This window comes from Novosphingobium sp. P6W (genome assembly GCF_000876675.2).
In the GTDB taxonomy this organism is placed as follows: domain Bacteria; phylum Pseudomonadota; class Alphaproteobacteria; order Sphingomonadales; family Sphingomonadaceae; genus Novosphingobium.
In genome coordinates this window covers 438245-464840 of the sequence record NZ_CP030352.1, presented here as the reverse complement: position 1 = coordinate 464840, position 26596 = coordinate 438245, and the positions used below count along the sequence as shown (strand labels likewise).

The following is a 26596-nucleotide window of genomic DNA, read 5'->3' as shown; positions in this document are numbered from 1 at the left end:
CCGCGCGCAAGGCCCGGGAAAACGGCTCTGCGCATACGCAAAAACGGGATTGTCGCCTTCGTGGCTTCTTGGTGCCGGTTCGGCGGCAATTGTGACCGACCCGGCTCGGCATCCGCTCCGCTCAGATCGAGGCGGGCGGCTTTCAGGCAGGCTGGCGGCGAATCTCCCCACTCGCGGCAGCCCGCAGTTCAGGCTCCGGGCCAGCGGCCAGCCGCCTCCTGAAAACGAGCAGGGCCCGCCCCCCGAAAGGAGCGGGCCCTGCCCTGTCAGCGAGAACCGAAGCTCAGTACTTCAGCGAAAGCGTCGCGAAGGCCGAGCGGCCCGGCGCCACGGTCGCGAAATGCGTCGAGTACGTGCGGTCGTAGTACTTCTTGTTGGTCAGGTTCTGCACGTTCACCCGCACCGATACGTTGTCGGTGAGCGTAGCCGAAGCCGTCGCGTCGAAGCGCCAGTAGCCATCGATGGAGCGGACGACGGTGTTATTCGAACGATCGGCGAACACGACGTTGCCGAAGCCCGCGTACTGCTTCGAGTTGTAGATCGCGCCGCCGCCGATCTGGAAACGCTCGGCGATGTCGAACGTGGTCCACGCGGTAAAGCTGTGCTTGGGCGTGTTGGGGAACGGCTTGCCGAGACCGAAGGCGGTGAGCGGCGTGACATTGGTGCCAATGCTGGTGATCTCGGAGTCCATGTAGGTATAGCCGCCGAAGACGCTCCAGAACGGAAGCGGCTTGCCATTGAAGCCGACCTCGAAGCCCTGGATGCGCCGTTCGCCGACGTATTCCAGCAGACCGTTTGCGCCAGTGGTGCGGGCGTTCTTGGTCTCGGTGCGGAATGCCGCCAGGCTCAGGCCGAAGGCGTCGTCCATGAACGACCACTTAGTGCCGACTTCATAGGACTTGGTGCTCTCGGCCTTGAGATCGTTCAGCGTCGTCAGGGCGATCGCGTTGCCTTCCTGACCTTCGCCGACAAGGCTGCCGGGAGGGGTGGTCGACTTTGCGTAGGACACATAGATGCTGCCGTTGGACATCGGCTTGAAGATCAGGCCGGCCTGATAGTTCAGGAAGTTGTCCTTCTTTTCCAGCACCGGCGCTGCAGCCGTGGCCGGGATCGTGGTCTGGACCGTCTTGTACCAGTCCTGACGGATGCCCAGGTTCACCAGCAGCTGATCGGTGATGCTGATCGTGTCGAGGGCGTAGATCGCATACGTGGTGGCTTCGGTCTTGGCGCTGATCGCGTTGCGGGCAACGGGGACGATGGTGCCGTTGGTCTGGATGTTCTGCCAGGGGTCATTGGCGTTCGGGTTGGTCAGGCTGGTGCAGTTGTAGGCCGCTTGGTTGGCCACGCTGCAGCGCGCCGAAGCTGCGGTGCTGGTGTTGGTGTTCACATTGAACGTGCCGCGCTTGGACTGTTCCCAGCTCGCCTCGGCGCCGACCGAGAACGAGTGCTCGATGCCGCCGGTGTCGAACTTGCCTGACAGGTCCATCTGCCCGACCATGGAATCGACATTGCTCCAGCGCGTGTTCGCACGGCGCCAGACCAAGCCGTTGACCACGTTGCCCTGACTGTCGTCGGGCTGGGTGATGATGTAGGACTGCTTGACGTTAGCGTACTTGGCCGTCGCGCGCAGCTTGATGCGGTCGGACAGGTCATGCTCGGCGCGCAGGAACAGTTCGTCGACATTGGTCTTGCGGAAGTCGCGGTTCTTGAGACCGTAGAAGGTGTCGCGGTCCACGTCGGCGGGGCCGATCTTCAACTGGTCAGCGGTCTTCACATAAGTGGCGTTGCCGGGACGTTCGAACGGGATGCCCGGATCGGGCATGTCGTCGCTCTGCAGGTGGTAATAGTTGATGAAGGCGCGGGTCGAAGTGCCCAGGCCCAGCGCCGCCGAGGGCGAGATGCCCCAACGGTTGTAGTTCACCACATCGCGTCCGGCGACATCGGCGTCGTGCCACATGCCGTTGACGCGGATCGCGGCGGTGTCGCTCACCTGGTAGTTGGCATCGACGGTAGCGCGCTTGTAGTCGTCGCTGCCGTAGCTGAAATCACCAAGGATGCTGGTGCCCAGGTGCGGCATCTTGCTGACGAGGTTGAGGCTGCCGCCGGCGCTGCCGCGTCCGCCCATGGTCGAATCGCCGCCCTTGACGACTTCGATCTGCTCGATCGCGAAAATCTCGCGCGACTGGCCGCCGACGCTGCGAACACCGTCGATATAAGTGCTGCCCTGTGCGTCGAAACCACGGATGAAAGGGCGATCGCCCTGCGGGTTGCCGCCTTCACCCGCGCCGAAGGTGATGCCCGGTACGGTGCGCAGCGCGTCGGCGAAAGTGCTCGAACCGCTCTCGCGGATAACCTGCGAGGGGACGACAATCACGGTCTTGGCAGTGTTGAGCAGCGGAGCTGTGTACTTGGGCGAAGCGGCCTCATCGACCTTGTAGCCGGATTCGTCGATCGCGGTATCGGAAACGGTCACGCCGCCCAGGCTGGGCGGGGCCGCGTCGGCGGCAGCATCCTGCGCCATGGCCGGCGAGGCCGCGAAACCGACGCAGGAAAGCGCCAGATAAGCCGGCGCGATTTTGGCCGAAGAATTACGAAGACGTGAAACAGACACTCAAACCCCCCTTGTTTATTGCAAATGCGTATCAATTCGTGCCGCTAATGCGAATTGTTTGCGACAAAGGCAAGAGGAATTGGTGCTGCCAGTGCTGCGCGGGCGCTTCCCGCCCAAATTGCGCCAGTTTGGCCGCCTGCTGGCTATCGGTATGACCTTGATCGGCATCGCCCTGCTCGCTGCATCGGCGTCGATCGGCAGCGCGATCGGCAATGCATGGAAATGAAGCTACGCCAACAGCGCCGCCCCCCCAAAAAAACGGCGACGGCAAGACCACCAACGATCGAAATGGAGGACGACGGCCCTGGTCTTTTCAAGGCGGCGATGGACAAAGCGCTGGTCCCCGGCAGGCGCCTGGACGAGCGCAAGGAAAGCCGCGGCTTCGGTCTGCCGATCGCGCACGAACTCGCCGAACTTCACGGCGACAGGCTGGAACTGGCAGTCTCTTCGCTGGGCGGCCTGAAAGCGACGCTCCCGCTACCGGCCGCCCGGCCGGTTCAGTCCGGCATCGCAGTCAGCGAGTATACGCGTATCCCTGCATAGCCGCACAGGCCCCGCCGAAACTGAACCACCCCGCCAGGCTGGGCCTGCAAGGTAGGGAAATTCCGTGACTTTGGGAAATGGTGGGCGGTGAGGGGCTCGAACCCCCGACCCTCTCGGTGTAAACGAGATGCTCTACCAACTGAGCTAACCGCCCGACTTGCGTCTTACTGAGCCAATAGGCGATTTTAGCGCGAGGTCAACAGGTGCATTCGCGGAACAAAAAGGGTCTGAGGAGAACATGTCGGGACCGAGAGTCCCGACATAGTCCCGACCGACATCACATGATGAAATCATACGTCGTCGGTGATATCGTTTGCCCTCTCAATTTTCCGCACAACCTTGGCCGAAGCTGCAGAAGTCGCGGTCTCAACGGCGTTAAGAGCGCGACTGGCTAAAGTTTTCACCTCCCCAGCAAATCCCGGAACGGCCTTTAAAGCCTTTGTTACAACGTCTGAGGAGGCCAACTCATGCAGCGGGCTTCCGTGCGTCCGATGATCCAGGACCCGCAGAGGTAATTCGTCCAATCGGCTCAAGGCGGAAGCGAGTAGCCGGGCCTCCAAATCCTTGTCGATACGGGAAGCCTCACTCCGGTAGCCTTCGTAGGCCCGCGAAACGGAGGCCTTGAATGCATAATCCTCGGACAAGCGGAAGCGTTGTCCAATTTGGGTGGTCGAAAGCCAAGCGAACCAAATTGGCCCCCCGACAGCGAGGGCGGAAACGAGGACATTCAACGCAAACTTCAGGGGCGTGGCAGTGTCTATCACTGCGCTAAGTTCTGTTATGCGGTAAAAGCCTAGCCCGCACGCGATGGCAAGCGATACGCCAAGACAAACCACCCATGTATTAATTGTTTTGGTCAAAGCTTCAGATCGCTCGGTGAAAGCAGCAGCGAGTCCGACCGAAGTGGCGGCTGAATATGCTGTCTCACAGCGCTGCAATACGCTACTCGCTTCTGTTTTTATCATTTCAAAAGCGTCACGGTCAGACTCTGAGAGCGCCTTTAAGTTCTCAATTGTCGCATAATCTTTCGAAGATGCGCGCTCGATTCCCGACAGTTTATTTTGATATTCAATAAGGCTTTCTAGAGTTTCTGGAAGCCGATCTGCTGCTTCATTTGCGCTTTCGATCCTCCCAACCATTTCTTCCATCGTACCAGTTCGCGGTTCGAGATCGCGAAAGCGGCTTTCCATCGCGCGTATACGGGCCTGAAGTTTCTTCAATTGCATCACCGCCTGGCCACCATCATCTTTGGGTGTCAGTGGCTCAAAGAGGTCACGAAGTCCGTCGAGCGTGTTCAATAGCGCGGGTACTCCGATCGATGGGTTTGACCATAAATTCGGAATAGTGGAAGCGATCAAAAACTTTAATCGCCTCGGGTAATCTCGGAGTACAGGTTCAATTTCCGTGATATCGACGTCACCAAACTCGGCAACACGAGAACGCACCCGAATAGTCCTCCGACTGAGATCAGCGACTGATAACCCAGGGAAGCTCCAATTATTGTGAGCTATACTAAAGACATCCTTGGATGGGATTTGAGTATTGATCGCTACATCAAGATTATCCAAATCTTCTAGCAACATAGATATTATTTCGTTCAAACTGTCACCCCATCCGCTTTTGTTAGTATCTCAATCGAAATAGGCATGCCATTTTGCCTTAGCAGAAACAACGGCTGCAATGGGATAACCTCAGCAAGATTTGTTAGATATCGCTTCTTCCATGGGGCGGGCTACCGGAAAAAACGTAACAAGAGTAACATCGCCCGGAAAACTGCGGTTTCTGACGTAACCATAAGCGTAACCTTGGAGTGATGAGATTACCTTTTGAAAACGTAACTTTTTGATCTGAAAAACACTAGGATTTCTGCGGGGGTTACCTTTTTCGCATTGCAAGGTTGCACTAGATTACCTTCCGAACGTAACACGGAAAATAACCTAAATTCATATACTTGAGGTTGCGTCCCGGCCGGAGGTTACGCATGTTACGCTTCTCCGGTACCACCCACCGCAGCGAGGGGCCTTTATCCATATTTTTTAGAGGACGCGCGTCGTTCCATAGGACCCGTCTAGCTGCATCAAATTGCAACGCGGCGAAGGTCCTTGAGGTGCGCGCGCAGCCTAGGACCTAGGCCGGGGGACGGGAAGTCCTCGCGGTGCATCAAATGGGACATATAAAGTGCGCGGGCGAGGCGGGGGTAAAAGCGCGCAGCTAGGGGTCGCGGCACGGCAGATCGTCGACGCGCAATAATATTACGAGCGGCGGGAATAAATCTCAAAACGTAACATTATTGCGGAACAACGACATAATTCGCCGTGCGTCCGATGCGATGGATCGAGCCGCTAAAACGTTGACCGACTCGGTTTTTGTTCTTCATATGTTCCATATAAAGGAGACGCACATGAAGATCGAAGACATACGCGGAGCCGTGGCCGACACCTTGGAGGCGCGCGGCCTGAGCAACCGAACGTTTCTGCGCGAAATTCGCACCGGGAAGCGCGACGAGAGCCCCTACATGATCGGGGCCCTCGCGTGCGCGGCGGCGCAGATCATGCAGCCGGCCGGTTAATGTGGGCCGCAATGCGAACGACGCACAGGCAGTCACTCGCATCTTTGAAGCGGCCGTCTGGATGTACACGCTCAAGGCGACGTGCAGCTGCGGCAACGCCAGCGTCTTCCACCCCCATGCGTTGTGGTGGCGCTTCCACCGCGCAAGATGGGACGATGCTCTCGGTAAAGCGCGGTCGCACTTCTATTGCCGCGTTTGCTGGCAAAGGCATTGCCGGAAGGAGCGCCCGGTGAGGTTCGAGCCTTGCAAGGAAAGTCCCACTGTCCACCTCCCGCTACCTGACGATCGCGAGTGGAAGCGCGCGGTCAACCACCACAGGGGCTAGAACGAGAAAGGGCGGCTCTTTCGAGCCGCCCTCCCCATCTTCTTGTCGCTGCCATTAGCCCGAAGCGTTCGCCCGCTCCCGAAATTTCACGGCTTGGACGCCCAGCGCATCATTTAGTTCGAGGAATACGGACTGCAGCGGCTCGATCTCCAGTTCGTGAAAGCCATCCAATGCTTTGGCCGGATCGCCAAAACCGCCAGCATTTGCCGGGATGATCCCCAGTAGCTGCGGCGGCACCCGGTGGGCGGCCAGGACATCGTCGCGTGTCGTGTTCTTGATGCCCAGGAATTCGTCATTTGCGCCGACCTGCGAGATCGGCAGCAGTTTGATGCTGTTCTCCTTCCCATTGGGTGCATGGACGAACAGGTTGCGGAAGTTGCCCGGTCCCTTCGAGCGCTTCAGCGCATCGCGTATGGCATCGACATCGCCGTCCGCGAACTCGCCCGTGGCATGGAGGATGTAGCCCGCGTGGCTGCCGTTCTCGTAATATTTGCGGCGAAACAGGGTCGCGTTCTCGTTCAGCAAAGCAGACTGCAGGGCCGACAGATACTCGGGCAGGCCATAGATTTCCTGATTGATGTCCGGCGCCATCAACTGGTGGATTGTGCCGGCCTCGAATTCGACCTCGTTCTTATACCCCGGCACCCACCAGAACTGCCCCGGCGCCACGCCGCGCCGGGTGTATTTCGCCAGGCAGTGATCCAGTCGGAGAATCCCGCCCAGGCGGTTGCGGATCTCCTGCACATAGGCGTTGCCCAGGACGAGGTAGTCCTGCACCAGCCCAGCGAACGCCTTGCGCGACAGCAGCGGCGTCGGATCGAGGCTGGCGGCCAGCATGTTGCGCTTCAGGATGATCGCGCTCGAATGGTGCGGCGATGCCCGGAACGACCGCGACAGGCCATCCAGCGAGATGGGCGGCTCATACCAGCGCTGGTTGTGCCAGCATTCCATCATATCGAGCATGGTCGCCCGGCTGTTGACCGGCTCGGGCTCACCGAAGGTGAACGCCTCGATCGCGCGGCTTCGGTTGTCGTTGGCGGGGACGATCGCGCCATTCGACGCCTCGGCAGATTCCTGACGGTTCATCCGGCGCGTGCGGCTGCGCTTGCTCATTCGATAATCTCCATCGCGCCCTTTGGCTTTTCCTTGCCGTCGAGCGGTTCATTCATAAGGATGTGCATAGCCGCCCAGGCGAGGTCGGCATGGCCGTCGGCGCCGCCGCGCCCCGCCTTGAAGGTTACGTTTCGGCCGCTGGTGGTGAGCGTCTTCTTGATCGAGACAAAAGCGGAGACGATGTCGAGATAGCTGCTTTCGAAAGCCAGGCGTCCCCGGCGGATCACGTTCTGCGCCTTCATGATCATCTGCGCCTTGATCTCCAGCGAGTATTCGATCTTGGCTACCGAACACCCCGGCATCGCACCGATCTTTGCGAGCAGCTGGTAGACGCCGGCGCCGACGCCCTGCGCATCGACGCCAAGGTACGTGCAGTTGTACCGGCTGAGCACCGCAATGATGAACTCGGCCTGCTGCTGGAAGTCGAGCCCGCGCAGCTGGTGGCGCTCAAGGATGCGGAACTGGCCGCCCTCCACCAGCGGCGGCGCCGCGATCACCAGCGCGGCGTTATCGCCATTCTCGCTCGACTGCGGATCGTAGCCCGCCCAGACCGGGCGATTGCCATATGGCCGGGCCCCCTCGATATCGAAATCGGTCCAATCGACCAGGCTGTCGCAGCCGCAGGCGATCATGTCGTTGAACTTGAACGCCGACAGCGTGTCGTCGACGAAATCGCACATGAACAGGTTGGCGAATTCGTCCGGCGCGTACTCGTCGCGCAGTTCCTCGATGTCAAAGAGGTCGCAGCCGCCGGCTTCGGCGTCTTCGATATTGACGATGTGGCGCCAGATGCGATCGGGACCGACGCCGCCCTTCGCGCCCAGCGCGGCATGGCTGACGTCGATTTCGACGCGGTCTTCCTTCTTGCGCCGGCGGTTGCGCCGTTCGCCCGTCCAGTAAGGATAGGCCGGGTGCGCCACGGTCGACGGCGTCGAGAAGTAGGTTTTGCGCCACTTTTTGTGGGTCGCCATGCCCGAGGCGACCTTGTTAAGCTCCTCGAACGAGTGGACCCAAAAGAACTCGTCAAAGTAGAAATTGCCGTGCCGACCCTGCGCGGTGCGGAAGTTCGTCCCGAGGAAATGCATCTCGGCCGCCGCTTCCTCGGCCGGGCGCAGATCGGACGTAATCAGCATCGGGTCGCCGGTCAGCGAAACCCCGACCAGCTTGGCGAAGCTGACGATGTAGGACCGGAACTGGTGGGCCTGCGCCTTGGAGGCCGACAGGAATATCTGGTTCCGGCCAGTCTCGATCACGTCGATCAGCGCCTCGAACGCGAAATAGTAGGTCGCGCCGATCTGTCGCGATTTCAGGATCATGCGGGTGCGCTGGCTCAGCGCGTTCCACCACGTCAGCTGGTAATCGTAGAGCCCCTCAATGAAGATGCGTTTGAGTTCGGCCGCTTGGTCGGCGGTGAAGTGGTTCTTTTTGGGCTTTTTACGCGGCCCTGCGTTACGGTTGCCGACCTTTTCGTTGAGGTCACCGGAATGGCCACCGGGCTCTTCGTAGCGACGAACGCGCGCCAGGCTCTCGATCTGCCGGCTCAGTGCCTCCATCTCAACCAGATCGCCGCTGGTCTTCTTCTCCTTCGCGATCAGGGTCAGCAGCCGGATTTCCAGCCCGTCCTCAATCTTACGGATCGAAGGCGCGTCGTCCCAGCTATCGCGCTGCTTCCACGATTCGATCGTCGCGCGCGGTATCGCCGTGCCCTTGTCGCCCACTACACCGTGCAGCGCGAATTCGTCGGCGATCTGACTGATGCCCCACCCGCGCCAGTACAGGCTGCGCGCATGGCGGCGCGGATCGAACTGCCATGCGGTGGCGGGTGCGCCGGGCTGGGGGAGGAATGGGCCAGTCATTCCGCGACCATGGCGCGCGCATCGCCGCCCAAGCACCGCCCTCTATTTGGCCGGGCACCCGGCCAAATGGACCCCCTTGAGAGATAGCGCCCAAGCGTCCCTTTCTGGGTGCATCAAAAAGCGCATCAAAACGCATCTAAACGCATCCGCGCCGCCGAACCTCAAGGGAACCGGACCTATCATGGCCAAGAGCAAGTTTTTCCGCGTCTTCGTCGAAGGCTTCACCGCGAGCGACGGCCGCAAGATCGAGGCGTCGTGGATCGACGACATCGTCGCCACCTTCAACGCGGACACCTACAGCCCGCGCATCAACATCGAGCACATCAAGGGCTACAGCCCCGAGCCGCCGTTCAACGGTTATGGCGATGTCGTCGCAGTGAAAGCGCAGACCGACGAACTGGTGATTGGCGGCCAGTCCAAGCGCTGCCGCGCCCTTTACGCGCAGGTTGAGCCTAACGATCAGCTGCTCGCCATGCGCGCCAAGGGCCAGAAGCCCTATCCCTCAGTCGAGATTTCGCCCGACTTCGCCGGCACCGGCAAGGTCGGCCTAGTCGGCCTCGGCCTGACCGACAATCCCGCATCGCTCGGCACAGAGGCGTTCAACTTCTCCGCATTCAAGCCGATGTTCGACGCGCGCAAAACCTCACCAGCCAACTTGTTTTCTGAGGCATTCGAACCGATCGAGATCGAGCTTGAAGACACCCCGGCAGATGCGGCCTCGATAGCCGAAGCTACGAAATCAGGCATGCTCGCGGCGTTCGCCACCTTCTTCAAGGGTGACAAGCCCAAGGAACAGCCGGCCCAGCAGACGCCTGCCCCGGCGAACGACAATGTCTTCGACATGGACCGGTTCGCTACCATCCTGAGCGAGCAGGTGACTGCCGCCACGAAGCCCGCGAACGAAGGCCTCGCGGCACTGCGCGCGGATTTCAACGTGCTGAAAGCGAAGCTCGAAAGCACCGAACAGGTCCCCCCGCTTACCTTCAAGCGCAGTCCCGCCACCGGCGGCACCGGCAAGGTCGCAACCGACTGCTGATCCCGCCGTCCCGCCTGCCCCGAACCGTCCGCCTTCGCCTTTCGCGCCCCTCAGGAGCCCACGCCCATGCGCAATGACACCCGCCTGCTGTTCAATGACTACGTCGGCCAGATCGCCAGCCTCAACGGCATCGGCGATGCCACCGTCCAGTTCAGCGTAGCTCCCGTCGTCGAGCAGAAGCTCGAAGAGAAGATCCAGGAGTCGAGCGACTTCCTCGGCCAGATCAGCGTCATCGGTGTGCCTGCCCAGTCGGGCCAGAAGGTCGGCGTGGCCGTCACCCGCCCGCTTGCCGGCCGCACCAACACCAAAGCCGGCAACCGCCGCACGCCCGGCGATCCGACCGATACCACGGACAACGGCAAGTACTTCTGCCACCAGACCAACTTCGACCATGCGATCCCATATGCGAAGCTGGACGCCTGGCGCCACAAGCCCGAGTTCCAGACGCTGCTGCGCGACGTGATCGTCAAGCAGCAGGGCCGCGACCGCATCATGATCGGCTTCAACGGCGTGGAAGCGGCCGACGACACCGATCGCGCGTCGAGCCCGCTCCTGCAGGACGTCAACGAAGGCTGGCTGTACAAAATCCGCGTCTTCGGTGCTTCGCGCGTCCTCGACGACGGCGAACTGAGCACCTACGTCCCGGCCGCCGGCAACAACCCCGCGACCGGCACCAAGGCCATCTACGTCGCCGCCGGCGTCGAAGTCGTCGACGGCGATGCCACAAATGCCGACGATGCCGAGGCCGATTACGCGAATCTCGATGCGCTGGCGTTCGACGCGCTGGACCTCCTCGATCCGTGGAACCGCAGCGATACCGATCTCGTCGTCATCGTCGGTTGGAAGCTGGTCAAGGACAAGTACCTGAACCTGCTGCAGGCCGCCGGCGACACCGCAACCGAACGCGAGGCGGCGCACCGCATCCTGACCCTGCCCAAGCAGCTGGCAGGCAAGCGCGCCATCATCGTGCCATTCTTCCCTGAAGACGCGCTGCTGATCACCAGCCTCGATAACCTTGCGATCTATTGGCAGGAAGAAACCCGCCGCCGCCAGGTCAAGGACGAGCCCGCGCTCGACCAGATCGAAAACTACGAGTCCGTCAACGAGGCCTACGTGGTCGAAGACTACGGCCGCTGCGCGCTCGTCGAGAACATCGTCATGGGCAAGAAGCCCGCCTGATCGGCGCGCGGACAGCCTCCCGAAAACCGCCCTACCTACAGGACACCACCATGAGCCTCGCTCGTCGTAAGCGTGATCGCATCCTCGCTGCCCAGACCATCAGCGCAGCGGCTGCACCTGTCCGTAGGGCGGCCCTCGCCCCCGCTGCCGCCATTCTCGTGGCAGCGGGGGCGAATACCGCTTCTCCAGCGGAGCGCGCTGCCCGCGAGATTGCCTTGCGCCTCACGCATGATCTGCGCCGTCTCAAGGAAATCCGCTCGATCGACAAGAAGATCGCGGCGAAGCGCGAGATGCTTCCCGAGTACAAGGCTTGGGTGGACGGCGTCCTGAGCGCCGCCGCTGGCGTCGGCACTGGCCTCGCAGCCGACGTGGTCCCCACGTACATGGTCTGGCTCCTGGACACCGGCGACTACATGCCAGCGCTCGACGTCGCCGAATTCCTGCTCCGTCACCGTGTTGAGATGCCCGCTCGGTACGCGCGCGACGTTCCGACAATCATCGTCGAATTGATCGCGGATGCTGCCGCCAAGGCCCAGAATGCAAGCCAGTCGTTCGATCCGGCTGTGCTCGATACGGCCGACAACCTGACGGCGGGGCTCGACATCCACGACCAGGTGCGCGCCAAGCTGCATAAGGCGATCGGCATCGAACAGCTGCGCAAAGCCGAGGACATGCCTGCGGTAGATAGCCGCATCGTCCTGGAAAGTGCCCTCTTTCACCTTCGTGACGCTCAGCGCCTCAACGACCGCGTCGGCGTGAAGGACCGCGTCAAGCGGGCCGAAAAACTGCTGGCTGCCGTCGTGCCGATCGCAACCGAAGCCAACACCGAACAGGGCGGCACCGCCGCCTGACAAGCTCGCCCCCGGCGCTCAGGGGCGGATCGCGCAGTGCGGGAGGCTTTCGGGCCGCAGGGCCGCACTCTCCCCGATCCTCACCCCTGTTAGCCGGCGTGCCGGCACGAACCTGAGGCCCTGCCAATGTCCTTCGTCTCCCTCCCCCCGGCCGCCGAGGTCGAGCAGCTACCGGAGGCCGAGACGCCGATCGTCAACGACGGCTTCTTCCCCGACATCGATCCCGCTGCAGTGCGCGAATCCGCACGTATCCCGACCAGCATTACGCCTGCGCGCCTGCGCGCGGCGATCCTCGGCGCGATCATGCGCGTGGAGCCGGACCTCCGGGCGTTTGCCGCGGATTGCGTTACCGCCGGCAGCGCAACGCTTGCGGCCGTGCCTGCGCCCCAGTTGGACGGCCAAAGTGTGCAGCTGATCCGCTACGCACGCGCCGTTGCCCTCTACACCAAAGCCGAACTGATCGAGCGCCACCGCGACTTCGACACGACGGCCGCCGGCGGCGGCCAAGCGGACGAACTGACGCCCTCGGTCGATGATCTGCGCCGCGATGCGCAGCATGCCGTCCGCGACATCGTTGGCCGCTCGCGCACCACCGTGGAACTCATCTGATGGCGGCCGCCCAGACCTTGACCGCGAAGCAGGGCGACAAGCTGTCGCTGTTGATCTGGCGCGATGCTGGTCTCGGGCCGTCCGATCTCGCCCGCGTGCTGAATGCCAATCCCGGCCTCGCCGACCTCGGCACCATTCTCCCGCTCGGCACGGTGGTCATCATCCCCGCCACCGCCGAGCCCAACGGCAGCGCCGCCCGCGTATTGCCGCTCATTCAACTTTGGAGCTGATCCATGGACCTGCGCACCATCTTCCATCTCGCTTTCGAACACTGCGCCGAAGTGGTGGGCTCGCTGACGCCTTCGCTGATCGGCTCTGCCGTCGCCCAGGCATGGAAGCCGGCGATGTCGTGGCGCGACCGCATGCTCCAGTGGCTCGTGGGCTCGACGGTCAGCTACTACGCCACGCTTGCGATCGTCGCCGTCACCGACTGGAACGGCTTTGTCGCGCAGTCGATCGCCTTCGGCATCGCGCTCCTTGCGTTCGACGCCACCCCGCGCGTCGTCAAGGCCGCGATCGACACCCTCGTCACCATCCCTGGCCGCATCGCCGACCGCATCCTGCCGAAGAGAGGCTGATCCATGTCTGTCATGACCACCGTCAAAAACAAGTCGCGCCAGATCGGCGCCGCCGCGCTCACGATCATCGGCGCCGCGATCGCGCTCGAAGGCGGCTATGTGAACCACAAGGCCGACCCCGGCGGCGAAACCAATATGGGCATCACTGTGCAGGTCGCGCGCGAGAACGGCTACACCGGGCCGATGCGCACGCTGCCCCGCAATGTCGCGGAAAGCATCTATTACGATCGCTACCTCGTTGCGCCCGGCCTCGCCCCGCTTATCGTGGTGGACGCGGCAGTCACCGAGGAGCTGTTCGACACGACGGTGAACATGGGGCCCGCTCGGCCTTCTCGCTGGTTCCAGCAGGCGATCAACGCCCAGTGCGGCACGAAGCTTACTGTTGACGGTCAGATTGGACCCGGTACCCGAAAGGCGTTTGCCGACTGTCAGAAGTCGCGCGGCGCAACTACGCTGTGCCTCGGCACGCTGACCATGCTCGATGTCTATCAGCGCGCCGAGTATGACCGCCTTGTTCGGGTCAACAGCACCCTGAAAGCATTCCACAAGGGCTGGATCGCCCACCGGATCGGCAACGTCGACCGCCGGAAATGCGGCATGCCAGCGTGATCGGCCTCTCGCACCTCGCCCTCGCCGGGGCCCTCGCCGCGTGCGTCGCGGGGATTGGCGGATTCGCCTACGGCACCCGCGTCGGCACCGAGCGCGAACAGGCAGCGCAGAAGAGGGCTGACGACGCGGCCGAGGCCGAGCGCGATCAGCTGCAGGGCAAGATCGACTCCTCGGCCGAAGGCCACCAGGCGGCCGAGTACACCCGGCAGGCCAACGTCAGGGAAATCTACCATGAAACGCAGAAGGTCATCGAACGCCCGGTTTATCGCAATGTGTGTGTTGATGCTGACGGCGTCGGCCTGCTCGACCGCGCCGCTGCCGCTGCGAACGGCGAAAGTGTCGGCGGGGCTGCTGGCGGCCCCCCCGACGTTGCCGAGAGTACAGCGCGATAGCAGCGGCCAGATGACGGGCGGCCACACGCTGCCCAGCTTCGCCCAGCTGTACGACGTGGCCGGCCAGATTCGCGCGACACTGATCGAATTGCAGGCGGAAGTCCGCCTGACGCAGGGAGGTAGTAATGCGCAAAGCCGATAGCTTGCGACGCTGGCTGACCGCCTGTGTGCCTGAATTCAAGACCCATCCCGACCGCCTGCAGATCTACCTCGAAAGCGGGCAGATCGCCGCGCGCCAGTCGCGGACCCTGTCGTTCGTCTACCAGTATACGCTCAAGGCGCTGGTGACGGATTTCGCGGGCGATGCCGACCGCCTGGTCATCCCGGTGCTGGCATGGATCGAGAAGGAACAACCGCAGCTGCTGCGCAAGTCCGACAGTCAGCCCTTCGCCTTTGAAGCCGAACTGCTCGACAGCGAGACCTCGGACATCGAAATCTCGATCGACCTGACTGAAAATGTCGTGGTCACCTCACGCGTAGATGGAAGCGGCTACGATGCGGTCCACCCGGAGGAGCCCGATTTCAAGGATGCCTTCGCTGGTGTCGCCGCCAGCTTCACTGAGGTGTTCGCTGGCAACGAATCGTTGACGATCGGGGATGGCGAATGACGGACGGCCTTGCCGAGGTCGAACGGCTTGCGGGCGCACTCCTGCGCGGCGTGTCGGCGGGGCAGCGCAGGATTCTGATGCGCAAGATGGCGCGCGATCTTGTGATTAGCCAGCGCCAGCGGATCACGGCGCAGCGTCAGCCGGACGGCTCGGCTTTTGCCGCCCGTAAGCCCAAATCGCAGCCGGTCACCGGCCGAGGCACCGCCTGCTTCTTCTATCCCTCGGGCGGCGGCGAACCGCGCCGCGTCATCATGAAAAGCTTCACTTGGGGCACTGGGCGCATGATGACCGGGTTCGACATCGAGGTCGGGGCGATCCGCTCGTTCGAGTTCGACAAGATCGTGAAGTGGCTCCCTGTCCCTGAAGAACATCGCAACGGCGGCGGAAGCCGGTTGCGCCGCAGGGGCGGTCTGCGCCGCCGCGCGATGTTCCGGCGCTTGGCGACATCGCGGTTCCTCAAGACCGGCACTGATGATCAGGGATTCTGGGTGGGTTTCAGCGGCAGGATTTCCCAGATCGCCGACGTTCATCAGCATGGATTACGCGACAAGCCTTCGCTTCGCGCAAAGGCAGTGGCCTATCCCAAGCGCGAACTGCTGGGTGCAACACCCGCTGACCGAGAACGCATGCTCGACGTCCTGTACGATCACATTGCATCCGCCGGCTAGTCAGCAAATGTGCATTTGGCGTTCGCCAAGCGAATTGCGGCAGACACCACGGTTTAGCTTTTCCATCTGCCAGCCTCACAAATGTGCCGTAGTTGAGATCAGTAGCTCAACATACTTCACATCGGTGAGGAGCATTACAAATATCTACCGGTTACCAGCCAGCCCAAGGGGTCTCCAAGACATTATAACCAAGTCGCCGAAACTCCAAACGGTCACTCATGTAGCTTGCAGATGCGTCTGAGCTACTTTCAAAAGGACCTCTGCAACTAAACCTTCCACCAAATTTAGCATTAGGATATTCTTTTTGAAGGTAAGCCCGAAAATCATTTTCGGTCCCAACATGGTATGTTCCTTCTGCAACCTCAAAAAGCGCAGAAAGAACTGCACGCTTATTTCCATTGGCGAGTACTTCAGTGTGGCTGCAGTACGTCCAGTCCGTCTCTGTTTGCGCCTGCGTAGGTGCAACAGACGACAAAAAGCAGATGATTACAGCCCCAATGAAACCAAATTTCTTCTTCATATGAAAACCCCCGTAAGTGATCTAATTTAAACAGCCCAATATCACCGACGCACACCCCCGCCGGTCAGGCTGTGTAAGAACAATCGATACGAGGGCCGATTTAATGCCGCATACCCTAATTATGGTACGAGCTTAGATTGATCTGAAATTGTCGTATAAAAATCAGCTGTTTGCGAACGACGACGGCATGCGCGCATAGCTAGCCTGACAACAAGCGTTCGCAGAACGGACGCCCCCTACGTAACCCTATCTTGATTTCTGCGCAATTTCGCGTTCCCGCTGTTCTTGGACAGCCGCCTGACCAAATGCGGGGGAATGGCGCTTGCCCCCTCGCTTCCGCGACATGGCCGGCATGGCCGATCCTACCTTCACCACAGTCGATCTCTCGCGCTTGCCGGCGCCAGACCTCATTGAGGCTCTGGACTATGAGCCGATCCTTGCTGAAGCGATTGCGCGATTCAAAGCCGAGATGCTCGCCGCCGGCATTACGTTCGTCAGCCGAGAGAGCGATCCGGCGACCAAGCTTCTTCAGACATTCTCCTACCTCGCCCAATTGCTACGTCAGCGCGTTAACGAGGCAGCGCGGGCAGTCATGCCCGCCTATGCGCTAGGCGCGGATCTCGACAACATTGCTGCGCTGTTCGGCATTGTGCGCAAAACTATCACCCCCGCCGACAGCGCATCGGGCACCGCCGCCGTGATGGAAAGCGATACCGAGTTCCGCCGGCGCATGGTGCTAGCGCCCGAAGGCTACTCAGTCGCCGGGCCGGAGGGCGCATATCTCTTTCACGCGTTGTCAGCGGACGCCGAAGTGCTCGATGCAACCGCAACCAGCCCTTCGCCTGGCGTCGTCATCGTTTCGCTGCTCTCGCGCCTCGGCAACGGCACAGCGTCGCAGCAGCTGGTCGATACAGTCGAGACTTATGTGTCTGCCGACACCCGCCGACCGCTGACCGATTTCGTGATGGTCCAGTCCGCCGAGATCATCAGCTATTCAGTCGATTATGATCTGACCGCCTTTAGTGGTCCCGATGGCGCGCTTGTTCTCGCGACCTCGCTGGCCAGCGTCCGTTCCTACGTTGACGATAGCCACAAGATCGGCCGCGACATTACATTGTCCGCGCTCTTCCGCGCTGCGCATGTCGAAGGCGCACAGAACGTGCACTTCAATTCGCCCACCGCCGACATCCTGATCAGCCGCACGCAAGCGCCGTTCTGCACGGGCGTGGTGGGCCGGTTCGCTGGCACCAACGAATGATCTACCCCTCCATCCTTCCCCCCGGCTCGACGCCGCTGGAAAAGGGCCTGGAGCAGGTTGTCGCTCAGCTGGCCGACATTCCAACGCCTATCCGTTCGGTCTGGTCGCCGGCGAATAGCCCGGTCGGCCATCTGCCCTGGCTCGCGTGGGGGCTGGCGATCAGCCATTGGAACACCGCCTGGAGTGTTGATTACAAGCGCGCCGCCATCGCCGATGCCATTCCCTACCACCGGCGCAAAGGCACTCGGCAGGCCGTCCAGGAGGTGCTGGCTCGCTACCATGCTGCGCTGACTATCTCCGAGTGGCATGAAGTCTCGCCGAGGCGCGCTCCGCATACGTTCGAAGTTCGCTTGCCGGCGGAAATCGGTCCGTCGTTCCTGACGCCTGCGACGGCCGCCGCGATCATCACCGATGTAGCGATCGCCAAGCCGGCCCGCTCGCACTTCGATTTCGTGCAGGTCCTCGAAGCACAGGCCGGGCTTTACATGGCGGCCGGCGGCATGGCGGGGTCCTTCTTTCGCGGTGAGTGCACCACGACGATCGACACAAGCCGCGACTGGTCACGCATCTGGCAGACCGACAACGGCGAGCCCTTCATGACCGAGGACGGCCTCGGATACTGGGAAGAAGAATAATGGCGACCCTCGTCCTCAAGCTGACGGATGCGGGGCTTGCCGCCGTGCAGGCCGCGTCCGGCTCCGACCCGACCACCATCGCATGGCTCGGTCTGACGGCCACGCCTTTCGACTATGCGCCGACGCTCACCGGCCTGCCTGGCGAGTTCAAGCGTCTGGCAGTCTCCTCGGGTGTCGCAGCCGCGCCAAACATCACGCACATGACCGCCTACGACACCAGCGCCGACGCATGGTCAGCGACAGGCTTTGGCCTGTTCCTCGACGATGGAACACTGTTCGCGGTCCACACCAGCGCCAGCCCGGTGCTGTCCAAGGTCAGCCTCGCCTTTGCGCTGCTTGCCTTCGACATCGCGTTCGAAGCCGATTTCGCGGCCAACATCGAATACGGCAATGCCGTCTTTGCCTACCCGCCTGCGACCGAGACCTATCGCGGTGTCGCCCGCATCGCCACGCAGGCACGGGTGAACGCGGCGGCAGACGAGGGCGACGACGCCGTAACGATCGTCTCGCCCAAGACCCTGCGTGCCCGTCTCGCGGCCTTTACCGCCGCTGTCTCCGAATCGCTGTCGGCGCTGGCCGCTCGCAAGATCGAGGGCGACGGCCTGGTAACCGGCGGCGGCGACCTGTCGCAGGATCGCAAGCTGAAGGTGACCGAGGCGGACGCGGCAGACATCACCGCCGGCATCGCCGCCGACAAAGTCGTAACGCCGCGCCGTCTCGGCCCGATCTCCATGTCGCTGGCCGAAAACGGCTTCATCCGGTTCTTCGGCTTCCAGATCGTCTGGGGCCGCTTCACCGCCTCGGCCAACGCCTCGACCGCTGTCGTGCTCGCGCAGCCATTCCAGACTGCCTGTTTCGCGGCCGTCGTCAGCGGCGTCACGGCCGGCGGCGCCGACAGCCAGGACAACCCGCCCGCCGTCATCACTTCGACCATCACGAAGGACGGTTTCTCCGTCTTCAGCGCCGACGATACCGCTGACGGCACCTGCTACATCGCTGTGGGGACCTGACCGATGGCCAAGCTAAGCACCGAGCCCAACGTCGCCCGCCTGTTCGATCTCGACGGCCGCAAGGTCGACGCCGTCCTGAAGCGCGCGCGGATCTCCGTTGACACCATCGCTGAGCGCGAACAAATCCCGATCGCATCGCGGACCAACTACTTGCAGGTCTACGTTGGCGACCAGAAGCGGACCTTCGTTTGGGTATTCGCTGGCAGCACCCGGCCCGACAACGGTGCTGTGATGGCCGTTACGAACTGGGTGGGCCTATACACCCAGGAAGAGAGCAAAAACCTCGGTATCGGCTTCACCGGCTCGCTGCCTTCAGGAAACGTTGCCGGTCTGGCTGAGGGTTACGCCGCGACGGACGCATTGGCGGCGATCAAGATCGCGGACTTTCGTGCCACCGCGCTGTCCAGCGGCACGAACCCGGCTGTCGAGCTATCGTGGGCTTTGAGCGGCACGCCGCCGACCTCGCAGATGGTCTCGTGGGGTGGGTCATCTATCGCGCTGCCCGGTACCGCCCGCAACTTCACGCCGCCCGCGAACTACTCGGCCATCACTGGCTTCGGCATCGTCGGAAACAGCCTATCTGACAGCGGCGACGTGAACACCCGTTATTCGCAGGTTCTCGCCGCCCGCCTTGGCGTCAGCCTGATCAGCGTTGCCCGGTACTCTTCCGACTGGCGCGAAGTCTACCGCCTCGGCGCGAAGCCGATCTATGTCACGGTGGCGGGTAACTCGCTCGCTGCCGGCGGTACGGCGAAGGCGGTCACCCTCATTAACGGATTGGCACCGAGCAACGATCCGGGTTTGAACCCCGCAAGCTTCCTCAACACCGGCGATGCCAACATTGTGACCAACCTCACGATGTCCGGCACCATCGTTGACGGCAGCGTTACGCGGCATGTGACCGTGTCGATCCCTAACGGCGCCAGCCTTGCCTACACTGTCACGCAGGATGCCGGCCTTGCAGCACTTGCGCTTACCGGCCCAGTGTTGTTCATCCCTGATATCTCCGCACAGTTCGCAGGGAGGACGGTGGTTGTCGCCGTTGGGCAGAATTTCTTCTTCTCTGGCGTGCCGAACAGCTACGGCGATTACACTAACCCACAGATGTGGGTCGATATGGCGCTCATCGTGCAGTTCCTGCAGGCGATGGGATGCCGTGTCATTATCCTGCCGGTGCTGCCTCAGGCCGACTGGACGGCGCGCGGCGTCGGTACGCCCTATAACGCGCACCTCGCAGCTAATGCCCGCACGGCCAGCCTGTACCCTGACCTCTACGCCCGGACTGCAGGTGGACAGGACTGGATTGCATACCTCAAGGCGGGTGCGCAAAGCAGCGCTGACAATGACGATGTCGCTGCCGGCTACATTCCGCGGCTATTCCGGATTCAGACCGGTTCCGACACATGGGACTTCACCCATCTGAACGAAGCCGGTGATGCGCGGACCGCAGATTTTCTGCAGTTGGCTCTCGCGGCTCAGAAGATTCCGCCCGCCATCACCCAGAGCACGGTGTTCACGTTATCTGCGTCAGGCATCAACCCGCGCACCGGAGAGGCGTTGCCCTTTTCGAGCACTACTGCGGCTGTCCGCGCCGGTGCGCTGACGGGGATCGCAACAGCGCTTCAACCCGGATCGCCGGCCGCGCAAGTCAGCTACGGCGATCGCTCAGTCGCATCCGCGATCGGCGATATCGAGGTAATGGGCACGGCATTCGGGAAGAAGCTGGCTAACCTCGACGTCAACGCCCTTTCCACCCTGATCACCGACAACCCTGCCGTGGCGAACCTGATGTTCGCTATCACCGACGCTGCCGGGTACTTCGGGGCGGGTCTCGCGCCTGACGGCACTCTCATCGCGCGCCAGCTTCAGTCGCTCGCCGCAATGGTGACGCCTCTTCTCAAGGTCGCGGTGGGCGGTGAGGTTCAGCTTGGCAACGCCGCCAAGATTGCGCTCGGGGATCGTGGGTCGATCGTGGGCGGTGACGGCGCGATGCTGGACATGCGCGGCATGAACTATGAGTTCTGCATCTGCGATCAGAACGATAACGTTCTTTTGGGGTGGCTCAACGGCAAGCTCTACGGGCTCCGCGCCGTGACCCAATTTACGACGTTCAGGATCACGATCACGTTCGCCAACGGTGTCATCCTGGACATCGGCGACCACAATTATGATTTCGCCATCTCTGACGCCAACGGAAACGTCTTTCTCGGTTGGAAGGATGGCATAGGCTACACCTCGTCCGGTGCAGCGGGTTCCGTCGATCTCGACAAGCGCGATGCGGCCAACAAGGCTTACAGCCAGCGGGTATACGCGCGCCGCGTCCGCAACATCCAGCTTCCAACCGCTGCGTACAACGCCCTCTACATATACGGTCAGTCGCTTGGTCAGGGCGACGAGACCTGGCCCGCTCTGTCGCGCACGGCGCGCTTGGGCAACCTCATGCTTGGCGGCAACACGATGTCCAGCGCGGACGCTGGCACATTCGTCCAGTTCACGCCGACAGGCCTCCAGCCTTTGGTCGCTCAAACGGTCAATGGCTCGACGCGGTATGATGCTGCCGGTGAGGCGGCCCTCGCGCCAGGTAATGGCTCGCGCGGTGAGCCGTCAAACATTGGCTGGGCCAACGGCGCGAAGGCGCGCTTTAACGATTATCTCGTGGTGAGCAACGCCACAGACCGGAACTTCGTGACGATCAATGTCTCCAAGTCCGGTGCGACCATCGGGGAACTTGAGAAGACGCCGTCCGAGGGAGGCACGGTCTATTACAACAAGTACACCGGCTCGCTCACTCAGCTCATAACAGCTGTCGGCGCTTCGACGGTGACCGTCGCCGGCATCAGCTACATGCAGGGCGAGCACGACTATTTCCAAGCCAGTGGCCACGCTTCGCTGAACATCACGTACGCAGCCTACAAGGGCAAGCTTACCACGATGGCGGCGAACATGCAGGCTGACGCCATGGCCGCCACCGGTCAGACTAAGCCACCTGCCTTCATGATCTATCAGACTGGCGGTTCTTACACGCGCGACGTCGATAGCAACGGCGTGCCCGGTCTCCATGTCGGTATGGCCCAGCTCGACTTTTCACTGGCATCCGACACGGCATGGATGGTGGGGCCCGCCTACCCGTATACCGACAAGGGCGGCCATTTCGACAGCAACGGCTCCCGCTGGTTCGGGCACCAGATCGCCAAGGTATGGAGCCAGGTCGTCATTGAAGGGCGCGATTGGGAGCCGCTGCGGCCAATCAAAGTCTGGCAGGAGGGTACGTCCACGATTTATGTAGCGTATCATGTCCCCTGCGGGCCTCTCGTGTTCGATGAGCCGCAGCTTTCAGGTGGCGCGGAATACAACGGCGTGAACAAGGGCTTTCGCCTCACGGACGACGTTGGCGCAATCGGCATCTCCGAAGTGGCGATTGTCCGGGACACCATCATCCGCATCACGACTTCCCGCGCGGCCGGTGCCAACCCGAAGGTCTGGTACGCCAGCCAAGGCCAGACAAGCCCCGGCAATGGCATGGTCCGCGACAGCGACCCGTCTCTCGCGAGTGACAACTACGTCTACGAGCCTGATCGCGGAATGTACCCCACGGCCAACATCGCCCAGTTCGTCAACAAACCCTACCCCCTCTGGAACTGGGGCGTCGCGTTCGTCCTGCCCGTTGGGTACAGCGAAGGAAACTAAGTCCATGGCCTTCAAGCTCATCATCCCCGGCGCCGATTTCTCCGCGACCGGCAACCCCAAGGTCGAAAACCGCCTGTTCGGCTTCAACGCCGATAACTTGGAAGCACTGTATTTTTTCGATAGCGGGACCGTTGGCCAAGCCTACACCGGGCCCGCAACGGATCAGACCGGAAGGGGCAACAGCGCCCCGCTGATCCTGGCATCGACCGCATTGAAGACGGCCACGGGAGTTGCGAATGTGGCGGATGGGTCAGCTGCGGCCAACAACGGTTTTGGCATCCTGACCCCCGTGCCAATCACTTCGAAGTTCACGATCTTCGGGGTTATTCGCAACCTTTACCCTGCCGCCGCCAACATAGGCACGTTCATGATGCCCTGGTCGTCGTCCGGCTCCTTCACTACCCCTGCGAATCCGACGACCAACGACACCGCCGCAGGCTCTGCCAACGCCACCACCGCTGGCCGTCTCTCAATCAATCAGCAGAATACGAACACCGGGGGCAGCGACAACGCGGAGATCGCGAGTTTTGCCACACTCCCTGGGGCCACCAACACCCCATGGAGTGGCGCTTCAACGCGCAACGCCCATGCCGTTGCTGGCACGCCGAAGAGCTCCTACATCGCGTATGCTATGTCGTTCGATGCAGCCAGTGGGTACGTCTTCCGTACCCTTGGCAGCGGCCACGTCATCGCCGATGCATCCAGCGCGGGCGCGTGGGCCACGGACCAGATCGGCCGAGGCGCCAAACACATGTTCGGAGTGATGAACTACGGGCGTGACGCCGATGGCGTTAAGGGCGAAATCAGCATGGCCGGCGTCTACAAAGACGTGGCCAAGTCGGCCGCCGACCTGGACGTGATCATCACCAATCTCAAGGCGCGAATGGCGCTGCGCGGCGTGACGACGCTGTAGGCCATGGTCACCGCAAACCCCATCATCACCATGGTCGTCGGCACCGCACCAGGCGTTGACGGGTACCTCCCCCTGCTGGCGGCCCACTATGGCGCGACCCGAACGCACGACGGATGGCCCGGTGAGGACCTGCTCGAGCCCGGCGATCTCGTCCTGGTCGACGAGGTGCCCGACCTCAACATGATCGCAATCAATGTGATCCTGTTGCCGGATAACCGGGGCGTGCTGTTCCAAGAGATCGAGCTTGCGGACGCTCTGGCTGACATCTTGCCGGCAGTGGCGCCCTAAACAAGCGGGCTCTTCACGCCGCCGTGTAATCCCCTTACGGAAGGGGGCTTCGGATGTCCCCACATCCCGAAACCAGCGAGCCTGCACTCGCACTCTGACGGGCTAACGCCTGTCCCATCGAGTACCCTTCCGCGCTCAGGCGCGGGAGGGACATCGTGCAGGAAATCCAACATGTCTACCTCTTTTGTTCCCGTTTCCCCAGTCTCTCCCGTTGCCGGCTATATCGGCGGAAAACGCAACCTTTCTAAGCGTATCTGCGCCATTATCGAGCGGACTCCGCACACCAGCTACGCGGAGCCTTTCGTCGGCATGGGCGGCATCTTCCTGAGACGCAAAAGCCGGCCGCGCGCCGAGGCAATCAACGATATTTCGGGTGATGTCGTCACGCTCTTCCGCTGCCTTGCAGAACACTACCCCTACCTCGTTGACATGCTGCGGTTCCGCGTTGCGAGCAGGGCCGAGTTCCAGCGGCTACTCGGGCAGGACCCTGATCGCCTGACCGATCTGCAGCGCGCGGTGCGCTTCCTTTACGTCCAGCGCCTGGCGTTCGGCGGCAAGGTGTCGGGCCGGACCTTCGGCGTGGACGCATCATCGCCGGCACGTTTCGACGTCAGCAAGCTGGAGCCGATGCTGGCGGATCTCCATGATCGCCTTCAATCTGTCGTGATCGAGCGACTGCCCTATGCGGATTTCATTCGTCGTTATGACCGAGAGGGCGCGCTGTTCTACCTCGACCCGCCGTACTGGGCTTGCGAGACGGATTACGGGAAGGACGTGTTCACTCGCGCCGATTTCGCCGCTCTGGCCGAGCAATTGGCCGGGATCAACGGCAAGTGCCTGATATCGCTAAACGACAACGCAGACGTGCGCGAAACGTTTAGTCGTTTCTCCATCGTCCCAATTAAAACAACCTACACCGTCGGTGCCAACGCCATACAGGCGCGCGAGTTACTGATCAGCAATTTTGCTGTTCCGGCAAACGATTGATATTCACCACAGGCTCTGAGGCGCCTTGCATCAGAGCCTGTCATTGACCTTTGATAAAATTGAACGGGGGTAGGTCCCCTTTCAACTTCCCCCCGTACTTCAGCGACAGCTGCTCACCATTGTCAGTGATGCTGCGCTGCGGTTTCGGCATATGGTAAATCTCAGAAAGGGACTTCCCCTGAAGTTCTTTTAACAACTCTTCCGCTAAAATAGTCGCGTAACTTTTCGCTTCCGCTCTTAATTTCAATGCTAATATTCGAATCTTATCGCAATCTACCTTGTTGTGATGAACAACTCGACCATTCCATGCAGATATCTCTGCTGACACAGGTGCGTTTGGCGGGATGATCATTGTTACGATCGGAACGTTTTCTTCCGAGCCATCCACGCAGTGCGCGACGCTTTTATCAGCCAAATCGAGCAATTTCCCGTGCAGAAGCTTTTCGTCCTCGTCGAGGGAAGATATCACCGAGACGGACATCTTCTTGCGTATGCCTCCATTAAAACAGCGCCGATATCTCATCACGGCGCTATCAAAACAGGCTCGCCGCACGCCCTCTTTGCTCGCATTTTCTTTCCATAAATCGATCATTTTACATGCGTCGGCAACATGCTTCAGATCATGCTGGACACCTTCAAGATCCGCGAACTCTTGAGCTTTTTCGCCTTGCAACAGTCGCAGCGCCCGTTTTGTCTGCAAACTGCCTGACATCAGATATACCTTCCTCGGATTCCGCCCTGCTTAAGAAACGAGGGTGAGCAAATCTAGCCGGCATTTGGTCAGCCGCCTTGCCAAATGCACCCCCGCGAAAGCTCACGCGACTAACGCCATGGTCGCACCATGGCGCGAACTGCAGACCCTGAACAGCTTGCCGGCGAAGTGATCCAGCTTGGCACCGTGGCGTCCGTCGATCACGGCGCCGCGACGTGCACGGTCGAGATCGGCGACCTGATGACGGGCGATCTGCCTTGGCTGGCATGGTGCGCGGGCCGTATCAAGGTATGGGCGCCGCCGTCCAGTGGTGAGCAATGCACTGTCCTGTCACCCGAAGGCGACCTTGCCGGCGGCCTTGTCTTGCCTGGCCTATGGTCCGACGCCAACCCTGCTCCTTCGACTGATCCTGACATATTTCTCATCAAGTTCGATGACGGCGCCGAACTGTCGTATCACTTTACCACACACGCGCTGACGATCGCGTTGCCTACCGGCGGGACGATCGACATCAGCGCACCGGGAGGCGTCACCATCACTGGCGACGTCACCATCAACGGAAATCTGTCGATCGCTGGCAAAGCCGAGGCGACCGATGACATGGTCGGCGGCGGTATCAGCCTCAAGAACCACAAGCACACCGGGGTCCAGGCGGGTGCCGCTCAGACCGGCGCGCCCGTTTCATGACCGGCATGTCCCGCACCACAGGCGCCACGATCGACGGCCTTGAAAGCATCCGCGAATCCGTGGCCGACATCCTCAGCACCCCGATCGGAGCCCGCACCTGCCGCGAGGATTACGGATCGGCTCTACCCGGCCTGATCGACCAGCCCATGACCGCGACCAACATCATGCGCATTTTCGCGGCCACCGCCGTCGCCGTCACACGCTGGGAAGACCGCATTCGGCTGCGCCGCGTGAGCCTGACTGCCGGTGACCGGCAGGGTGCCGCCATCCTCATCATCGACGCGGACCGCACCGACACAAACGCCGCCAATGCCCGGACCCGCCTCGCCATCCCTCTCTGACCAAGGAACCC

General features: G+C 61.5%; 29 protein-coding genes and 1 tRNA gene. 23 read left to right on the top strand and 7 right to left on the bottom strand.

Annotation, left to right across the window (positions count from 1 at the left end):
- Positions 1 to 283: 283 nt before the first annotated feature.
- Positions 284 to 2611, bottom strand: coding sequence for a TonB-dependent siderophore receptor (locus TQ38_RS02315; RefSeq protein ID WP_043973594.1), 2328 nt, complete (start codon positions 2609 to 2611; stop codon positions 284 to 286).
- Positions 2612 to 2702: 91 nt separating this feature from the next.
- On the opposite strand from TQ38_RS02315, the gene TQ38_RS31270 reads away from it, so the two are divergent.
- Together TQ38_RS31270 and TQ38_RS02310 are read left to right on the top strand one after the other, a co-directional pair.
- Positions 2703 to 2837 carry a hypothetical protein gene (locus tag TQ38_RS31270; RefSeq protein ID WP_255417959.1) on the top strand — a complete coding sequence of 45 codons (135 nt, stop codon included), beginning with the start codon at positions 2703 to 2705 and terminating at the stop codon, positions 2835 to 2837.
- Entirely contained in the window at positions 2834 to 3154 is a 321-nt protein-coding gene (locus TQ38_RS02310) for a hypothetical protein (RefSeq protein WP_162792188.1), read from the top strand. Before TQ38_RS31270 ends, TQ38_RS02310 begins: the two co-directional genes overlap by 4 nt.
- Positions 3155 to 3232: 78 nt before the next feature.
- Here TQ38_RS02310 and TQ38_RS02305 read toward each other — a convergent pair.
- Both TQ38_RS02305 and TQ38_RS02300 read right to left on the bottom strand, forming a co-directional pair.
- Positions 3233 to 3308, bottom strand: a tRNA-Val gene (locus TQ38_RS02305).
- Between the two features lie 136 nt (positions 3309 to 3444).
- On the bottom strand, positions 3445 to 4737 hold the full coding sequence (locus TQ38_RS02300; protein WP_162792187.1) for a hypothetical protein: 1293 nt from the start codon (positions 4735 to 4737) through the stop codon (positions 3445 to 3447).
- 818 nt (positions 4738 to 5555) lie between these two features.
- Between TQ38_RS02300 and TQ38_RS30465 the strand changes: the two genes are divergently transcribed.
- Complete coding sequence (locus tag TQ38_RS30465; RefSeq protein WP_205316062.1) at positions 5556 to 5723, top strand: hypothetical protein; 168 nt, start codon at positions 5556 to 5558, stop codon at positions 5721 to 5723.
- Between the two features lie 379 nt (positions 5724 to 6102).
- Here the strand turns inward: TQ38_RS30465 and TQ38_RS02285 are convergent, their stop codons facing one another.
- Positions 6103 to 7161 (bottom strand): phage portal protein, encoded by a 1059-nt coding sequence (locus TQ38_RS02285; protein WP_082057603.1) that lies wholly within the window; start codon positions 7159 to 7161, stop codon positions 6103 to 6105.
- The gene (locus tag TQ38_RS02280; RefSeq protein ID WP_043973600.1) at positions 7158 to 9017 is read right to left on the bottom strand and encodes a terminase large subunit domain-containing protein; all 1860 of its coding nucleotides are present in this window, start codon (positions 9015 to 9017) and stop codon (positions 7158 to 7160) included. Before TQ38_RS02280 ends, TQ38_RS02285 begins: the two co-directional genes overlap by 4 nt.
- A gap of 181 nt (positions 9018 to 9198) precedes the next feature.
- Here TQ38_RS02280 and TQ38_RS02275 point away from each other — a divergent pair, with 181 nt between their 5' ends.
- The 11 genes from TQ38_RS02275 (at position 9199) to TQ38_RS02225 (ending at position 15547) form a co-directional block, all read left to right on the top strand.
- Positions 9199 to 10053, top strand: a complete 855-nt coding sequence (locus TQ38_RS02275; protein ID WP_043973602.1) for a GPO family capsid scaffolding protein — start codon at positions 9199 to 9201, stop codon at positions 10051 to 10053.
- Positions 10054 to 10119: 66 nt separating this feature from the next.
- Positions 10120 to 11232, top strand: coding sequence for a phage major capsid protein, P2 family (locus tag TQ38_RS02270; protein WP_043973605.1), 1113 nt, complete (start codon positions 10120 to 10122; stop codon positions 11230 to 11232).
- Between the two features lie 50 nt (positions 11233 to 11282).
- A complete protein-coding gene (gene gpM, locus TQ38_RS02265; protein ID WP_052505628.1) occupies positions 11283 to 12083 on the top strand; it encodes a phage terminase small subunit in 801 nt (266 codons plus the stop codon).
- 126 nt (positions 12084 to 12209) lie between these two features.
- Positions 12210 to 12692, top strand: coding sequence for a head completion/stabilization protein (locus TQ38_RS02260; protein WP_043973607.1), 483 nt, complete (start codon positions 12210 to 12212; stop codon positions 12690 to 12692).
- Positions 12692 to 12922, top strand: a complete 231-nt coding sequence (locus TQ38_RS02255) for a tail protein X (protein ID WP_043973609.1) — start codon at positions 12692 to 12694, stop codon at positions 12920 to 12922. The genes TQ38_RS02260 and TQ38_RS02255 overlap by 1 nt, the downstream gene beginning before the upstream one ends.
- A gap of 3 nt (positions 12923 to 12925) precedes the next feature.
- Entirely contained in the window at positions 12926 to 13270 is a 345-nt protein-coding gene (locus TQ38_RS02250; protein ID WP_043973611.1) for a hypothetical protein, read from the top strand.
- 3 nt (positions 13271 to 13273) lie between these two features.
- A complete protein-coding gene (locus TQ38_RS02245) occupies positions 13274 to 13879 on the top strand; it encodes a glycoside hydrolase family 108 protein (protein ID WP_113941872.1) in 606 nt (201 codons plus the stop codon).
- Positions 13876 to 14271, top strand: coding sequence for a hypothetical protein (locus TQ38_RS02240; protein WP_043974468.1), 396 nt, complete (start codon positions 13876 to 13878; stop codon positions 14269 to 14271). Before TQ38_RS02245 ends, TQ38_RS02240 begins: the two co-directional genes overlap by 4 nt.
- 10 nt (positions 14272 to 14281) lie before the next feature.
- Positions 14282 to 14413: a hypothetical protein gene (locus TQ38_RS31265; protein WP_255417958.1), complete on the top strand. Its 132-nt coding sequence runs from the start codon at positions 14282 to 14284 to the stop codon at positions 14411 to 14413.
- Positions 14397 to 14879 (top strand): phage tail protein, encoded by a 483-nt coding sequence (locus TQ38_RS02230; RefSeq protein ID WP_043973619.1) that lies wholly within the window; start codon positions 14397 to 14399, stop codon positions 14877 to 14879. The genes TQ38_RS31265 and TQ38_RS02230 overlap by 17 nt, the downstream gene beginning before the upstream one ends.
- Positions 14876 to 15547 carry a phage virion morphogenesis protein gene (locus TQ38_RS02225; protein WP_043973621.1) on the top strand — a complete coding sequence of 224 codons (672 nt, stop codon included), beginning with the start codon at positions 14876 to 14878 and terminating at the stop codon, positions 15545 to 15547. The genes TQ38_RS02230 and TQ38_RS02225 overlap by 4 nt, the downstream gene beginning before the upstream one ends.
- A gap of 151 nt (positions 15548 to 15698) precedes the next feature.
- Here the strand turns inward: TQ38_RS02225 and TQ38_RS29850 are convergent, their stop codons facing one another.
- Positions 15699 to 16067, bottom strand: a complete 369-nt coding sequence (locus tag TQ38_RS29850; RefSeq protein ID WP_162792186.1) for a hypothetical protein — start codon at positions 16065 to 16067, stop codon at positions 15699 to 15701.
- Between the two features lie 352 nt (positions 16068 to 16419).
- Between TQ38_RS29850 and TQ38_RS02215 the strand changes: the two genes are divergently transcribed.
- The 7 genes from TQ38_RS02215 to TQ38_RS02185 all read left to right on the top strand — a co-directional run bounded on the left by TQ38_RS02215 (position 16420) and on the right by TQ38_RS02185 (position 24845).
- Positions 16420 to 17325, top strand: coding sequence for a baseplate J/gp47 family protein (locus TQ38_RS02215; protein WP_043974471.1), 906 nt, complete (start codon positions 16420 to 16422; stop codon positions 17323 to 17325).
- Complete coding sequence (locus tag TQ38_RS02210) at positions 17322 to 17960, top strand: phage tail protein I (protein ID WP_043973625.1); 639 nt, start codon at positions 17322 to 17324, stop codon at positions 17958 to 17960. The genes TQ38_RS02215 and TQ38_RS02210 overlap by 4 nt, the downstream gene beginning before the upstream one ends.
- Positions 17960 to 18970, top strand: a complete 1011-nt coding sequence (locus TQ38_RS02205) for a hypothetical protein (RefSeq protein WP_052505629.1) — start codon at positions 17960 to 17962, stop codon at positions 18968 to 18970. Before TQ38_RS02210 ends, TQ38_RS02205 begins: the two co-directional genes overlap by 1 nt.
- Positions 18971 to 18973: 3 nt before the next feature.
- Positions 18974 to 22657, top strand: a complete 3684-nt coding sequence (locus TQ38_RS02200; protein WP_043973628.1) for a hypothetical protein — start codon at positions 18974 to 18976, stop codon at positions 22655 to 22657.
- Between the two features lie 4 nt (positions 22658 to 22661).
- Positions 22662 to 23570, top strand: coding sequence for a hypothetical protein (locus tag TQ38_RS02195; RefSeq protein WP_043973632.1), 909 nt, complete (start codon positions 22662 to 22664; stop codon positions 23568 to 23570).
- Positions 23571 to 23573: 3 nt separating this feature from the next.
- A complete protein-coding gene (locus TQ38_RS02190) occupies positions 23574 to 23858 on the top strand; it encodes a hypothetical protein (RefSeq protein WP_043973635.1) in 285 nt (94 codons plus the stop codon).
- Between the two features lie 171 nt (positions 23859 to 24029).
- Positions 24030 to 24845, top strand: a complete 816-nt coding sequence (locus tag TQ38_RS02185) for a DNA adenine methylase (protein ID WP_043973638.1) — start codon at positions 24030 to 24032, stop codon at positions 24843 to 24845.
- A 40-nt stretch (positions 24846 to 24885) separates the two neighbouring features.
- On the opposite strand, the gene TQ38_RS02180 is transcribed toward TQ38_RS02185, so the two are convergent.
- Positions 24886 to 25557: a hypothetical protein gene (locus TQ38_RS02180; RefSeq protein WP_162792185.1), complete on the bottom strand. Its 672-nt coding sequence runs from the start codon at positions 25555 to 25557 to the stop codon at positions 24886 to 24888.
- 129 nt (positions 25558 to 25686) lie between these two features.
- On the opposite strand from TQ38_RS02180, the gene TQ38_RS02175 reads away from it, so the two are divergent.
- Complete coding sequence (locus TQ38_RS02175) at positions 25687 to 26244, top strand: phage baseplate assembly protein V (protein WP_043973643.1); 558 nt, start codon at positions 25687 to 25689, stop codon at positions 26242 to 26244.
- Positions 26241 to 26585, top strand: coding sequence for a GPW/gp25 family protein (locus TQ38_RS02170; protein WP_043973645.1), 345 nt, complete (start codon positions 26241 to 26243; stop codon positions 26583 to 26585). Before TQ38_RS02175 ends, TQ38_RS02170 begins: the two co-directional genes overlap by 4 nt.
- The last annotated feature ends 11 nt before the right edge of the window (positions 26586 to 26596 follow it).

What these genes read in the sequence shown, in the direction of transcription:
- TQ38_RS30465 (WP_205316062.1), top strand. Translation starts at nt 5,556, where the DNA reads ATGAAGATCGAAGACATACGCGGAGCCGTGGCCGACACCTTGGAGGCG.
- TQ38_RS02285 (WP_082057603.1), bottom strand. Translation starts at nt 7,161, where the DNA reads ATGAGCAAGCGCAGCCGCACGCGCCGGATGAACCGTCAGGAATCTGCC.
- TQ38_RS02275 (WP_043973602.1), top strand. Translation starts at nt 9,199, where the DNA reads ATGGCCAAGAGCAAGTTTTTCCGCGTCTTCGTCGAAGGCTTCACCGCG.
- TQ38_RS29850 (WP_162792186.1), bottom strand. Translation starts at nt 16,067, where the DNA reads ATGAAGAAGAAATTTGGTTTCATTGGGGCTGTAATCATCTGCTTTTTG.
- TQ38_RS02205 (WP_052505629.1), top strand. Translation starts at nt 17,960, where the DNA reads ATGGCGACCCTCGTCCTCAAGCTGACGGATGCGGGGCTTGCCGCCGTG.
- TQ38_RS02200 (WP_043973628.1), top strand. Translation starts at nt 18,974, where the DNA reads ATGGCCAAGCTAAGCACCGAGCCCAACGTCGCCCGCCTGTTCGATCTC.
- TQ38_RS02250 (WP_043973611.1), top strand. Translation starts at nt 12,926, where the DNA reads ATGGACCTGCGCACCATCTTCCATCTCGCTTTCGAACACTGCGCCGAA.
- TQ38_RS02270 (WP_043973605.1), top strand. Translation starts at nt 10,120, where the DNA reads ATGCGCAATGACACCCGCCTGCTGTTCAATGACTACGTCGGCCAGATC.
- TQ38_RS02280 (WP_043973600.1), bottom strand. Translation starts at nt 9,017, where the DNA reads ATGACTGGCCCATTCCTCCCCCAGCCCGGCGCACCCGCCACCGCATGG.
- TQ38_RS02190 (WP_043973635.1), top strand. Translation starts at nt 23,574, where the DNA reads ATGGTCACCGCAAACCCCATCATCACCATGGTCGTCGGCACCGCACCA.
- TQ38_RS02230 (WP_043973619.1), top strand. Translation starts at nt 14,397, where the DNA reads ATGCGCAAAGCCGATAGCTTGCGACGCTGGCTGACCGCCTGTGTGCCT.
- TQ38_RS02310 (WP_162792188.1), top strand. Translation starts at nt 2,834, where the DNA reads ATGAAGCTACGCCAACAGCGCCGCCCCCCCAAAAAAACGGCGACGGCA.
- TQ38_RS02245 (WP_113941872.1), top strand. Translation starts at nt 13,274, where the DNA reads ATGTCTGTCATGACCACCGTCAAAAACAAGTCGCGCCAGATCGGCGCC.
- TQ38_RS02180 (WP_162792185.1), bottom strand. Translation starts at nt 25,557, where the DNA reads ATGTCAGGCAGTTTGCAGACAAAACGGGCGCTGCGACTGTTGCAAGGC.
- TQ38_RS02185 (WP_043973638.1), top strand. Translation starts at nt 24,030, where the DNA reads ATGTCTACCTCTTTTGTTCCCGTTTCCCCAGTCTCTCCCGTTGCCGGC.
- TQ38_RS31265 (WP_255417958.1), top strand. Translation starts at nt 14,282, where the DNA reads ATGACGGGCGGCCACACGCTGCCCAGCTTCGCCCAGCTGTACGACGTG.
- TQ38_RS02170 (WP_043973645.1), top strand. Translation starts at nt 26,241, where the DNA reads ATGACCGGCATGTCCCGCACCACAGGCGCCACGATCGACGGCCTTGAA.
- TQ38_RS02260 (WP_043973607.1), top strand. Translation starts at nt 12,210, where the DNA reads ATGTCCTTCGTCTCCCTCCCCCCGGCCGCCGAGGTCGAGCAGCTACCG.
- TQ38_RS02300 (WP_162792187.1), bottom strand. Translation starts at nt 4,737, where the DNA reads ATGTTGCTAGAAGATTTGGATAATCTTGATGTAGCGATCAATACTCAA.
- TQ38_RS02225 (WP_043973621.1), top strand. Translation starts at nt 14,876, where the DNA reads ATGACGGACGGCCTTGCCGAGGTCGAACGGCTTGCGGGCGCACTCCTG.
- TQ38_RS02175 (WP_043973643.1), top strand. Translation starts at nt 25,687, where the DNA reads ATGGCGCGAACTGCAGACCCTGAACAGCTTGCCGGCGAAGTGATCCAG.
- TQ38_RS02195 (WP_043973632.1), top strand. Translation starts at nt 22,662, where the DNA reads ATGGCCTTCAAGCTCATCATCCCCGGCGCCGATTTCTCCGCGACCGGC.
- TQ38_RS02210 (WP_043973625.1), top strand. Translation starts at nt 17,322, where the DNA reads ATGATCTACCCCTCCATCCTTCCCCCCGGCTCGACGCCGCTGGAAAAG.
- gpM (WP_052505628.1), top strand. Translation starts at nt 11,283, where the DNA reads ATGAGCCTCGCTCGTCGTAAGCGTGATCGCATCCTCGCTGCCCAGACC.
- TQ38_RS02255 (WP_043973609.1), top strand. Translation starts at nt 12,692, where the DNA reads ATGGCGGCCGCCCAGACCTTGACCGCGAAGCAGGGCGACAAGCTGTCG.
- TQ38_RS02215 (WP_043974471.1), top strand. Translation starts at nt 16,420, where the DNA reads ATGGCCGATCCTACCTTCACCACAGTCGATCTCTCGCGCTTGCCGGCG.